At 39.5% G+C, this 13299-nt stretch carries 11 protein-coding genes; all 11 read right to left on the reverse strand.

All coding sequences use genetic code 11. From position 1 onward, the window contains the following. Nucleotides 1-151 precede the first annotated feature (151 nt). A complete protein-coding gene (locus DXB52_RS06730) occupies nucleotides 152-1096 on the reverse strand; it encodes an ATP-binding protein (protein WP_472520005.1) in 945 nt (314 codons plus the stop codon). Then, nucleotides 1066-1473, reverse strand: a complete 408-nt coding sequence (locus DXB52_RS16860) for a hypothetical protein (protein WP_472520006.1) — start codon at nucleotides 1471-1473, stop codon at nucleotides 1066-1068. Before DXB52_RS16860 ends, DXB52_RS06730 begins: the two co-directional genes overlap by 31 nt. Continuing rightward, nucleotides 1470-2180: a LytR/AlgR family response regulator transcription factor gene (locus DXB52_RS06735; protein WP_020436592.1), complete on the reverse strand. Its 711-nt coding sequence runs from the start codon at nucleotides 2178-2180 to the stop codon at nucleotides 1470-1472. Before DXB52_RS06735 ends, DXB52_RS16860 begins: the two co-directional genes overlap by 4 nt. Before the next feature lie 187 nt (nucleotides 2181-2367). After that, entirely contained in the window at nucleotides 2368-3987 is a 1620-nt protein-coding gene (locus DXB52_RS16865; protein ID WP_472520007.1) for a glycoside hydrolase family 3 N-terminal domain-containing protein, read from the reverse strand. Between the two features lie 110 nt (nucleotides 3988-4097). Continuing rightward, nucleotides 4098-5387 carry a glycoside hydrolase family 3 C-terminal domain-containing protein gene (locus tag DXB52_RS16870; RefSeq protein ID WP_472520008.1) on the reverse strand — a complete coding sequence of 430 codons (1290 nt, stop codon included), beginning with the start codon at nucleotides 5385-5387 and terminating at the stop codon, nucleotides 4098-4100. A gap of 148 nt (nucleotides 5388-5535) precedes the next feature. Further along, nucleotides 5536-7932 (reverse strand): glycoside hydrolase family 3 C-terminal domain-containing protein, encoded by a 2397-nt coding sequence (locus tag DXB52_RS06745; RefSeq protein WP_118106814.1) that lies wholly within the window; start codon nucleotides 7930-7932, stop codon nucleotides 5536-5538. A 188-nt stretch (nucleotides 7933-8120) separates the two neighbouring features. Further along, nucleotides 8121-8894, reverse strand: a complete 774-nt coding sequence (locus DXB52_RS06750; RefSeq protein WP_472520009.1) for a cation:proton antiporter domain-containing protein — start codon at nucleotides 8892-8894, stop codon at nucleotides 8121-8123. A 20-nt stretch (nucleotides 8895-8914) separates the two neighbouring features. Beyond that, nucleotides 8915-9313: a cation:proton antiporter domain-containing protein gene (locus DXB52_RS16875; RefSeq protein WP_472520010.1), complete on the reverse strand. Its 399-nt coding sequence runs from the start codon at nucleotides 9311-9313 to the stop codon at nucleotides 8915-8917. A 33-nt stretch (nucleotides 9314-9346) separates the two neighbouring features. After that, nucleotides 9347-10126, reverse strand: coding sequence for a Cof-type HAD-IIB family hydrolase (locus DXB52_RS06755; RefSeq protein WP_118106815.1), 780 nt, complete (start codon nucleotides 10124-10126; stop codon nucleotides 9347-9349). Between the two features lie 101 nt (nucleotides 10127-10227). After that, complete coding sequence (locus DXB52_RS06760; protein WP_181989173.1) at nucleotides 10228-11778, reverse strand: family 43 glycosylhydrolase; 1551 nt, start codon at nucleotides 11776-11778, stop codon at nucleotides 10228-10230. Beyond that, nucleotides 11771-13231, reverse strand: coding sequence for a 6-phospho-beta-glucosidase (locus DXB52_RS06765; protein ID WP_118106817.1), 1461 nt, complete (start codon nucleotides 13229-13231; stop codon nucleotides 11771-11773). The genes DXB52_RS06760 and DXB52_RS06765 overlap by 8 nt, the downstream gene beginning before the upstream one ends. Between the last annotated feature and the right edge of the window lie 68 nt (nucleotides 13232-13299).

A 13299-nucleotide genomic window follows, 5' to 3' on the forward strand; every position in this document is an offset into this window, starting at 1 on the left:
TAAGATTCTAGATTCTCTTGTCCTCCCTTGGACTTCGTATCTATATCCTAACATGGATTACATGCCTATCTATTATACTTACATAACCTGCACTTTTTCTGCATAAACTGCAAATGTTCTTTCTTATCGGAACCCAAAAATGTGTGCGGTCTTAATCTCCTTGTTCTTCTTTAATCGGAATCAAAATTTTCAAGTCAAACCAGTTCTCTTTTGTATCGATCGTGACTGCCCCGCCGTATTTATTCACTGTATAACGAATACTCTTCATTCCGTATCCATGATACTTTTTGTCTTTCTTTGTCGTCGCAATATTTCCATCCTGGTACTGCAGTTTTTCTTCACAGTAATTCTCGAACTTAAGAATCAAAAATGCCTTCTGTCTGGACACTGTAACATGGATCAGTCTTTTTTCCTTATCCGGTATTTTCATCTCGCATTCGATCGCATTATCGAGTGCATTTCCAAAGATACTGCAGATATCCATAACATCCATAAAGTCTAACAGCGTTCCGTCTGCCACACAGGTAAATGTAATTCCATTCTTATTACAATACAGACTTTTGCTCGTCAGCACAGTATCAAGTACCTTATTTCCGGTTTTATTCTGTGCTTCATACTGACGGATCTCCGCCTCCATCTCATCCAAAAATGCTTCTCTTTTCTGAGGATCTTCTTCACTTCTCAACACCGCAATCTGATGTTTCAGATCATGATATTTATAATTGATCAGTTCAATACTTTCTTTTGACTGCACATACTGTGCATACTGATTCTGAAGTACATTCTGAACTGCCTCAAGCTCTTTTCTTGCCCGCATCTCACAGCATTGCATGAGATGTGCGTACAGAATCGCAATTCCGGCCAAATCCACAATTGTACGGATATTTGCTATCTCAAATGAATACCTTCCGGAAAATGGAGTATTGATTGTAAGATAGCTAATATTACTGACAGCGAAAACAGATATCGCAATCAAAAATGCTGACAGACATTCTTTCCAACCTATCTCTATCTGGCCATCTTCCGGGAAATGTACATGCAAGATCTTGAACAAGATCACGCTGATTATTCCATATCCGAGGATAAGGCTAACCATTCTTTCCACCATACTCCTGATTGCGCTATCCTAAAGTAACAAGCAACCTGCCATTCAATCGACGCCATGAATTCTGCCACAACAAATGCAATCAACACGAAATATACTGCGTCTGTTACTTCAATCGCGCAGGATACATAAATGAAAAACAGCATAAGGAATACAGCTACCATCATGCAGGGAATCCAGAAAAACAAGCTGACATCTTCCGTCACGACCATGAATCCGCTCTGTACAACAAGCATCACCGCCATGATCACACCTGTCTTTATTTTTGAAAATCTCTTTTTAAATGGCAGGATAAATATCATGCATGCAAGCCACTCTGCAATTGCCGAGTAAAGTCTCGGGATATCCGGCATCAAATGATCAATCATTTTATCACCTCTCCCCAATATCTTGTCAAAGCTTCCATAAATTCCTTTTTACGTGCACGGCTCAACACCAGCTCTTCGCCTTTTACTACCGCACAGTTGTCCTGAATCCGGTCTACATGCTGCAGATTGATCAGATATCCTTTATTTCCTCTGCAGAAATTCATCCCCGAAAGCTTTTCATCCATCTCTTTCATTTTCCCTGTAGTTTCATAATCCCCAAGGATCGTATGAAGAATCAGTGTATGTCCCTGGCTTTCAATATAGTAAATATTTGCGATGTTAATACGCACCATACCGCCTTTTATATTTACCATAATGACCTTTGCCTCTCGCTTTTTCATACGTTCAATCGCACGGTTCAGTCTCTGTGAAAATGCGAAATAAGATACCGGTTTTAATACATAATCCAGCGCATCTACCGCGTAACCTCTGATTGCATACTGTGCCATGTTTGTAATAAAGATAATCACAACTTCACTGTCCATCTTGCGAATCTCTTCCGCAGCAGACATTCCATCCATGAATTTCATCTCAACATCCATAAGGATAATATCAAATTGGGACTTGTATTTATTTACAATCTGATCTCCGTCTGAATAGATTGTGATATCGAATGCTTCATGGTTTTCCGCCTCATATTGATGTAGAAATTCTTCCAACTGTTTTGCATACATTGCTTCGTCTTCTACAATCGCAATTTTGATCATCGGAATCCTCCTCCTGGTATATTTTCTGTCGTCTTATGTTCTATCTTATAATAAAGGAATTTTTATTCTGCCACAAGTCATATAATGAGATTTACCTGTTGCTGACTCTGAGCAATCACTATTTTAGCAAAAGGAAAACAGGATTGGCCTGTTTCTATCTGTCCAATCCTGTCTTTCATTTAATATATTACGCTTCTGCTTTATCTACATTTTTTCTTTTCTTTCTGAAACGTACGATCACGATCGCATCTGCTGCAATTAAGAGAACTGCCAGAATCACGTCTACTGTTACGAAAAGTTTTGTCATATTGCTCATACCTGCAGCCGGGTTACCATCTGCATAGTAGCCGCTGTTTGCTACAGTGTAAAGAATATTCTTGCATGCCTGTCTCATTGCGAGTACTGCTGTTGCACTCTTATCTGTAAGCTTGTTAGACTCAGCACTGTTGAATCCAAGCATCAGGTCGTTTCCATTTCTGATACAGTGATCTGTGATCATGTATCCGTAAGAACCGTCGTAATCTGTCTCTACCATTCCAACGAATCCCCATTCTCCACGAAGAACGTTATTCAGAAGTCCGTTGTTTGCACAGCTTGGAACTGTACCGATCCAGTTGAAAGCGGACATTGCTGCCATTGCATTTCCTTCGAATCCCTTAACTGCAAGCTCGAATGCTTTCAGGTATCCTTCACGGATCGTCTGCTCAGAAGCAAATGTCAGAAGGAAGGAACAACGGTTTGTTTCCTGATCATTTAATGCAAAATGTTTGATATAAGGATATACACCTTTCACTGCAGCTCCGTTCATCTCGTTTGCTGCCATGTATCCGGATAATACGCCGTCTTCTGAATAGTACTCGAAGTTACGTCCTGCAAATGCAGATCTGTGGATATTCATTGCCGGTCCATACCATCCGAAGTTGTCTGCGTCAACATACTCCTGTCCCATAGAATCTCCGACTTCTTTTGCCAGATCTTTATTCCATGTCTGAGCGATCAGTACTTCTGACGGATAAGCTGTTCCGTATGTCTTTGTGATAAAGTTATTCAGTCCTGCCGGTCCGTCACAATCAGATGTTGCAACCTTTCCTACAGACTTGATCTCTGCTGTCTGCCATCCACCTACATTGATAAGTGTTGACATATCCTCGAAGCTTAACTGGTCTAAGAGTTTATTCCAGTCTTCGTCATCATATGATTTTCCTGTAAGGTCTGCAAGCTGAAGTCCGTTATCCTGCTCCATCTTCGGCATCTCGTCGGAATCATCATTGTATTTTGTACTGTCATAGATTCCAAATACATTTTCTTCTACTGCTTTTCTTGTCTCGTCGCTCATTACATAAGCATCTTCACTTAACTTTCCACAAGCAGATTCATAATTTGCAAATCCGTTTGCTCTTGAAAGCTGTTCGAAATCACCACGTGAGTAATCTTCAAACTGGTTTGTTGATACAGTTTCGTCGGAAGAACGTCCGTCTTTACTGTAGTCAATATCACTGTCTACTGTAAATTTCTCTTCTGCTACAACAGTATGTGAATCGGAACGAAGAGAGATTGTGTATTCTCCAGCCTCTAAGATATATCCACCACCGGAAATCTTGATTCCTTCAGAATCATAGGATGCCATATCCTCTTTGTTAATAGTGATTGATTTTGTCTCTGCTGCTCCCGGATCAAGAGTTTCTGTTTTCTCAAATGCGATCAGATTCGCAGCTGCTTTTTCAATCCCACCATTTGTATATGGCGCTGTGTAATAAATCTCAATAACATCTTTACCTGCAACATCACCTGTGTTTTTCACTGTCACATCAAATGTTACTGTATCACCATTGTCTTTAAAATTCTCAATTGTCTTTTCAAATGTTGTATAGCTCAGACCATATCCAAATGGATACTGTACTGTATCTTCGTACTGGATCAGCCTTCTTCTGCTGCTGTCTCATAGAATTTATAACCTACATAGATTCCTTCTGCATAGTTTACAAATCCCATACTTCCTTCGTAAGCTGCATCATTTTTTGCGATCTGGTTTTTCAGATCATCTACATTTGTGTATGCGTTCAGACCCATATTGTTGTAATAAGGTGTCTGCTGAAGATCTTTTACAAATGTATCGACTGTCTTTCCTGATGGATTCACAGATCCGTTGATAATCTCTCCAAGTGCCTCGAATCCTGTTGCTCCTGCTCCCGGTGCATAGATAACAGCACCGATCTGCTCATACTTATCAACCCAGTCAAGTTCCATCGCATTGTTTGCATTTACAACCACAATAACATTTTCAAACTGAGAGCAGACTGTATCTAACATATCTTCTTCTGTGTTAGACAGTTCAAGATAGCTTTCGCCCTCGTCGAAATCATCATAATCACCGTTGTTTGTGTAACTTCCTTTTACATATCCGTAATTTTCCGGTGTGACTGACACCGTTTCTGCCAGTTTCTTGTAGCTTCCGTCGATCACTGATTTCATATCTGTCGGAAGGTCTGCACCTTCTCCACCGGAACGTCCGATCACTACAACAGCTGTATCAGAGAATTCTTTTGCTTCGTTCATAAGGCTGTCTGTATAATATTCTTTTGTTGGCTCCGGTAATGTCCAGTCCTGCTCAGCCATAGCGATTGTCGGACGGTCTTCTCGGTAATCTGTGTACATCTTTGTCAGAGATTCATTTGTCTCATATCCTGCATCTTTTAAAGACTGTAAAATACTGATCGCTGTGGAAGAATCTGAAGATCCGGATCCTGTTCCACCGTATAACGGATTTGTTGAATCCCATCCGAACACATTCAGTTTCTCCGTGTCAGAAGCGAGTGGTAAGATTCCTTTGTTTTTCAGAAGAACCATTCCTTCTTCTCCGACTTTCTGAATTGTTTCACGGCTCTGCTCTGTTGTTTCTTTTGAAAGCTCTACTTTCTTCGCATTTAAAATACTTGATACGTTGTTGTACATCGGACCATAACAGATCACATTAACAAGTACTGCAACGATAGCCACAAATGCAATTCCTGCCTGCCAGCGGATCACGTGGCGAACTCCCTTTTTCGCTTTATGCGCTGCGATCATTACTACGATCATTGCAACTAATGCAACAAGGATAGCAATAATATAACCACTCAGTCGTTCAATATATGACGTCAGGTCTGCAACACTTACTCCCAGACTAGTGAATATCGGGGACAATAAGTTTACTAAAAAGTTTGTCATAATGTTTCCTCCCTTTTGTTGATGGGCTTATGTTAACATAATTTATTCTCTCATGCCTTTTTTCGCATAAATGGTACGTTTTTTTCATAACCTGCAATTCCATTTGGCATATTTAACAATTTATATATTTCGTTTTTGTCTATATTGCCTATCCTCTGTTGATTGCAGCTTTGATCAGATGTGCTGTTCCTTTAATTCGATGTCCGTTCGCCATCTCTGTCAATGCCTCTGCCATTTTCATCGTCACAATACCGCCTGTCATTTTCGCATATCCACGAATTGGCATATTGTAGTTAAATAATACATTCAGGTTCGGCTTTCCCTTCCAGTCACTGATTTTCAGAAGTAATTTCAGGATTGCACAGAGCAGTTTTCCAAGAATTCCTTTTCCGTAATACAACTGACAAACTGCATCGTTCATTCGGATCTCACCGCTCCAGCTTCCATCCGGAATCTCTCTTCCATACAGAATACGGAATTTTTCGTCTGAAATGTCTTTAATCTTGCCGCTGAAATATTCCGGCAGTTCTTCTTTCTTGTAGCCGCCGTTTTCAACAGTACCTTTTACGTCTAAAGCACCTTCCAGAACCATCTGCTGCGCATTTTCACCGATCATGATCTGATAAGTACCGCTTTCAATCTCCCAGCTATCTGTTCTTGTATCATAAAAACGGAATGTCTTATCATCAAACCCGATTCTTACTTCCTTTTCTTCTCCTGGCTGAAGCTCTACTCTTACGAAACCTTTCAGCTCGCGAACCGGTCGAAAGACAGTCTCAGAAGATTTTCCAACATACAGCTGTGCGATCTCAGTTCCTGACACATTGCCTGTATTCTTAATTGTAAATGTCACACCTTCTGTATCTATTTTCAAATCTTTATATTCAAAGGTTGTATAGCTCAATCCGTAACCAAATGGGAAACGCGTTGATTTTCCAACAGTTGTGTAATAACGGTATCCGACATAAAGAGACTCTCTGTACTCACTGCTTCTTTCTTTACTTGGATAATATGCATACGCCGGCGTATCCTCATAATAGATTGGGTAAGTCTCATTTAACTTACCGGATGGATTCACCTTTCCTGTCAGAACGTTCAACATTGCTGACGCGCCTGCCTGTCCACCAAGATAACCGTGCACGATTCCTTTTACATATGGATACCATGGCATCTCGATCGCTGATCCGGCTGAAAGAACTACGATTATATTCTTATTTACTGTTGTAAGTTCATTAAGTAATGTCTCCTGTGCGGCAGGCATGGACATATGTGTACGGTCAAGTCCTTCGGATTCGCTGATTTCATCAAGTCCTCCGAAGAAAAGTACGATATCCGCCTTCTTTGCAAGTTCTACTGCTGCCTTTGTCAGCTTTTGGTTCGGTTTTCTGTTACGGATATATCCCTGCTCATATGCAACAACATCCAGATCTGTTGATCCAATCACATCAAGGATTGCTTCCGGCTGTTTTGCCGGGTTTACAAGTGATGATCCTGCGCCCTGATATCTTGGTGTCTTTGCAAAATCACCGATCACTGCAACTTTCGTTCCCGGTTTCAACGGAAGGATCTGATCCTCATTTTTCAGGAGGACAATACTTTCCTCTGCCGCTTTTCTTGCCAGGTTATGATGCGCTTCCACATCAAATGTTTTTCCCTTTGCGTCTTCTGTTGCCTGATGTGTTGAGAAAATCACATTTAAAAGTTCATCCAGTCTCTGATCCAATACTGCTTCATCAAGATCACCGTTCTCAACTGCATGAATAATATCATACATACCTGATTTTCCTGTTCCCGGCATCTCCAAATGGCTTCCATTCTTCACGCCAAGTGCATGGTCGTTACTTCCGCCCCAGTCAGATACAACAAAACCATCAAAGCCCCACTCATCTACCAGAATTTCCTGCAGCATATGGTTGTTTTCGTTTGCATAGATTCCATTTACTTCATTATAGGAAGACATGATGGATTTTGATTTACCTTCCTTGATCGCAATCTCGAATCCTGTTGTATAAATCTCACGGAACGTTCTTTCGTCTACGACAGAATCGTTCGCCATACGGCGCAGCTCCTGACTGTTTGCTGCGAAATGCTTTGGACAAGCTGCAATTCCTTTGCTTTGGATTCCACGGACATATGCCGCTGCCATCTTTCCTGCATGATACGGATCCTCTGAAAAATACTCAAAGTTTCTTCCACACAGCGGACTTCTCTTGATATTCAGTCCAGGGCCAAGGATCACATTGACTCCCATTGTCACTGCCTCTTCTGCAAGTGCTTCTCCGATTTCTTCTCCCAGTGCTTCATCCCAGCTGTTTGCCACTCCTGCCGCTGTCGGAAAACAAGTCGCCGGAAGACTTGCGTTCAATCCCAAATGATCTCCCGCTCCTGCCTGTCTTCTCAGTCCGTGAGGTCCGTCAGACATTACCATAGACGGAATTCCATATTTTTCAAAATCAACGGTCTCCCATGTGTTCTTTCCTGACATCATAACTGCTTTCTCTGCCAGTGTCATCTTTCTGATCAGTTTTTCGTATTTCAGACTCATTTTGAAACCTACCTTTTATTTTATACTATGTTACTTTGTTACCCTTCGCAGTACCTGTGATCGTTTTGCATTTTCCACTTCACAAGTATCTTTTTTACTGAACTTATCATAACATAAAAAGCAGACCGCTAAGGTCTGCTTTCATAAATGGTCGTTTTTTCTACATGAACTGTTTTAATAACATTTTTCTATTTTGATTTTTCCAATAATTTCTTATATGAGAAATCAATCGCAAATGCACCCAGCGGAGCTGTCAGCACAATCGCTAAAACAGCCACAGTAAGAACGGTATCTCCGCAGGCAAATCCCATCGCAAGAGGGATTCCGCCGATTGCGGCCTGAACTGTTGCTTTCGGTGTATAAGCCATCATGGCAAATAATCGTTCTGTCTTCTTGAGACTTGTTCCAAGAAGGCAGACGAATACGCCTAGCATACGGAACACCAGCGCACCTGCGATAACAACTAATGCTTTTACTCCGATTTTTCCAAGGTATCCGACATTCACCGTTGCTCCTACAAGCACGAACAGAAATACTTCTGCTGCCACCCACAGCTTCCCGTATTTCACAGAAATCCTCTTCGCAACGACTTCTCTCTTCTTCTGCAAACCGATTCCAATAAACATGATCGCGATCAATGCCGAAAATGTGATCGCTGTATTCAAGCTGTCTTCCATCACAACAAGCAACAGAGAAATACTCAAGATGATCAGCACTTTCGAGGTATCTCTTATATGTACTTTCTTAAAATAATATGCGAGACAACTTCCAATCAATAATCCAATGCCAATTCCAAGGAAAATAGAAACCGGAATATTAATAAAACTGAGTATAGATGTGCTCTGTCCCTGCATCATTCCTGTAAATGTTGAGAACAGCACGATGACATAGACATCATCTACAGATGCACCTGCCAAGATCAACTGCGGAATCCCCTGTTTCACGCCATATCCTTCTTCCATCAGTTTCACCATCCTCGGTACTACAAAAGCTGGTGAACTGCCGCAAGTACAGCACCCATGATTGCAGCTTCAAGTATAGATAATCCCATCAGCTTCGGAGCCAGCAGTACAATTCCAACAATCTCAAATGTCGCCGGCACGAAACACATCATCACAGCCGGCCTTCCAATCTTCTTAAGCCCTGAAAGATCCAGACCAAGACCGGCTCTTGTAAGAATAATGATCAGCGCAATCTTTCGAAGCTCGGCTGAGATTCCAAGAATACTGTCATCCAACAGATTCAGTACATATGGGCCGAGTGTCATGCCCGTAATCATCATTCCAAGCAGGCTTGGCAGTTTGATTTTCTTACAGATCCAGCCCATAGACATTCCTACAAGCAGGATCAAAGCGATACTTAATAACATGTTAATCTCCATTCCACCGCCTTTGGCTGGCGGCACAAATTTCTTTTAGATTAATCCGTTCTCTATACAATAATGATAAATTCCGTCTTCTGCAACATTTCCACAGATTTCATCTGCAATTGCCTTCAAATCCGCTGACGCATTTTCCATTGCAACTCCTGTTCCAACCGTCTGAAGCATCTCTATATCATTATTCCCATCTCCAAATGCGAGAGCTTCTGAACGATCCAGCTGGTAATGCTCCAACATCTTTTGGATTCCCATTCCTTTTCCGCCATTTGCCGGAATGATATCAGCTGCGTGATCCCACCATGCTGTAATCTTCGCCCCTTCTACATCTTCCAAAATTACAGAATAGTCACTCTCACGACACCCTAACATTACTTGATAAATCTCTTCCTGACAGATGATATCTTCAAAATCTTCCGCAATCACTACACTCTGATGAGCAAAGGAATAATACTCTTCAAGATCTTTATCTGTTCCATTTGCTGCAAGATGCTCCTTCGTTGCAACAGAGACCGGACGTCCAATTGCTGATGCATTGCCAACAATTTTCTGTACATCTTCCAAACAGATTGGATTACTATAGATCGTTTCCATTCTGTCATAACACAATGAACCGTTAAATGTCAGCCATGCATCAAACTCAATCTCTTTGATTTTTGGAAGTGTTATTGGTGCACGTCCCGTAGCAATACATAACTTAATCCCATTTTTCTTAAGTTTTTGCAGTGTTTCTATCATTTTTTCAGAGATCTGCTTTTTCTGCATATCAATCAATGTACCATCAATATCAAAGAAAATAATTTTAATTTTTCCCATATTAGTTTCCTCCTGTGCTTCTCTATTTTACGGCAAAAAGAAGAGTTTGCGCAAGATTCTCTTTCACAAACTCTTCATAATGGTTTTGTGCATATTACTTTTTACAATACCTGTGCAGATGCTCCCTTTGCATAAACAGTCATCTTCCGTTGATCTTTCAGACATTCTTCTGTTGGAATTTCTTTTTTAAACGTATCATTACTCAAAAACAAATTCCTTAAATCTAATGCTCCCTTCCCACATACCTTAAAATAAATTGGATAATCGCCCTTTTTCCCTTTTATCATTACTTCCTCCCAACTCCATTGCTTATGATTTTCTAAATGATTCACTGCAATTACCGCACAAAGATTATCTGGCTCTAGATTTCCTATATACATTTCTAATATTCCCTCGAATCTTCCTCTACTACAGATCTTTACTTTTCTTTCTGTCTCATCAAAATGAAAATATTTATATCCACAGATTGCCCCATTTCTAAGATTATATATATATTGCATTTCCGAAGTAGCATTATCCTGTATTCTTTCATGTGCAATATACGGATGTTTTTCATCCCAATGTACTGATTTTGAATATTGCTTTACTCCATCCACACTTTTTAAGCAACATGCAATTCGCGCCGGATAAGTCCCTTTTGCCTCTAATGATCCGTTATTCAATCCACAACTTGTCACTTCAGCCTGTGAAAATTCCCCATTGAAATCCATTTGTATTTTTTCAGCACAGCCTTGTCGCGAATACGGTATTCCATGAGTATGTCTATGATAAAAAATATAGTAATTATCTTCTATTTTTAAAATTCCTCCATGATTGTTTCCAAGATAGTTCACCGCATCCTTCTTTTTTCGGTCTTTTAATCCCACATCGCCATTTGATATCAGTGTTCCTTTATATCTGTAATTTCTATCTGGAGAATCACTTATCGCATAGGATAATTCATGTCCATTTTCTGATGAATATACAAAATAGTATTTGTCTCCATAATGCCGTATACTTGATGCTTCCAAAAATGCATGTCCTTCAAACTCTGTCTCCTTTGAATACAGTTTTCCCGGAATTATACATACAGGATCTGTTTTCATTGTCAACATATCATCTTCAAGTTTTGCACAGAATGCTCCACAATAACCATTTTCATTAAACTTTTCTTTTTTTTCCTGAAATGCAAATCCATAATACAAAAAGATATCATCTCCATCACACAATATCGACGGATCAAACGGCAATCCGTATCCACTATTTCCATCAAATACTTTTCTATTTTTTAGGTGTACGTCGCCTAAATACGTATAATGACCTGCTGGAAATTCACACACTGCAACACTAATTCGATCCAATTTATTTGAAAAATAGTATAAATAGAATTTTCCATCCTTCCCCTTACATACATCCGGTGCATAGAGCCGGACTCCTGATTCATTTCTATACCCTGGATCATCTTCTTTTCTATATATAGTTCCTTCAAAGCTCCATGATGTCAGGTCATTTATCGGTGCACTCCAGCATACATAATCCTCTGAACAATAATTTTGTCCTCCTGCAATATCATGTGAGCCAAATATGTAGACTCTATCGTCAAATATCTTTGGCTCTCCATCTGGAACATATTCCCATTCTGGAAGATATGGATTAAAGACCTGTTTACTCATATGTTTCTCCCTTATATTCAAGATCATTTCCATTTGATTGGATTACCTGTTTATACCAATAAAAACTAGCTTTTCGTCTTCTTACCAAACTGCCTGATCCATCATCTTTTTTATCTACATAAATAAATCCATATCTTTTCGTCATCTCGCCGGTAGATGCCGAAACCAAATCAATCGGTCCCCATGATGTATAGCCGATTACCGGAATTCCATCTTTTTCAACCGCATCTTTTAGTGCTTTAATATGCAACTGTAAATATTTTATTCTATAAATATCATGTATTTCACCATTTTCTTCAATCTCATCTACTGCACCCAAACCATTTTCAACAATAAATAATGGCTTTTGATATCTGTCATAAAGTGTATTTAAAGTAATCCTTAACCCTAACGGATCAATCTGCCATCCCCATTCGCTTGATTTAAGATATGGATTTACTAATGAAAGAATTGCCGCATTGCCTGGCCGTTTCTTTTTCTCTATTACTTCTGAATCCGCTGAAATACAACGACTGGAATAATAACTCAATGCAACAAAATCAACAGTTCCTTCCTTTAATATTTTCAAATCTTTTTCTGTTATGTCTAAAGTAATGTTCTTCTCCTTCATACGCATTTTTGCAAATATTGAATACTCTCCACGTGTTTGTACGTCAATAAAATAATAATTATCCCTGTCTGCCTCCATTGCACGATAAATATCTTCCGGATTACAGGTATATGGATAGTACTGTCCCGCTGCAAGCATGCATCCAATCTTTACCTTTGGCATCATTTTTTTTGCCATTTTCACAGCCTGTGCGCTGGCCAGTAATTCATAATGTGCAGCCTGATACTTCACAGCTTCTTTATTCTCATTTTCTTTAAAAACAATTCCTGCTCCCAAAAATGGCATATGCATCAACATATTAATTTCGTTAAATGTAATCCAATACTTTACTATTTTTCCATAATTCTTAAATAAAACATAACAGTAATTCAGATAACTATCTATCATCTTCCTACTTTTCCAGCCACCATATTTCTTTATAAGTGCTACAGGTGTGTCAAAATGGCAAATAGTTACTAATGGTTCAATATTATATTTTTTGCATTCCTTGATGACATCTTTATAGAATTTAATTCCTTCTTGATTCGGAATTTCATCATCTCCATTTGGAAAAATTCTTGTCCAGGAAATAGAAAAGCGAAAAACTTTAAATCCCATTTCTGCAAAAAGTTTTATATCTTCTCTGAATGTATGATAAAAATCAATCCCTTCATGACTTGGATATCTATGCTTATCGTCACATTCCAACATAATCATTTCACCTAAAGCTACTTTTCGTCTGTCTTCTCCATATGGTAATACATCAACTGATGAAAGACCTCGTTTTCCCTCTTGAAAAGCTCCTTCACACTGATTAGCTGCAACTGCTCCTCCCCATAAAAAATGTTCTGGAAAATTTTTCATTTTTACCTCTTTCTAAAAAAGCAGATCCCTATAGAATCTGCTTTTTCTGAATCTGCTTTTTCTGAATC

Source organism: Ruminococcus sp. OM04-4AA (assembly GCF_003462585.1).
Classification (GTDB): domain Bacteria; phylum Bacillota; class Clostridia; order Lachnospirales; family Lachnospiraceae; genus Mediterraneibacter; species Mediterraneibacter faecis.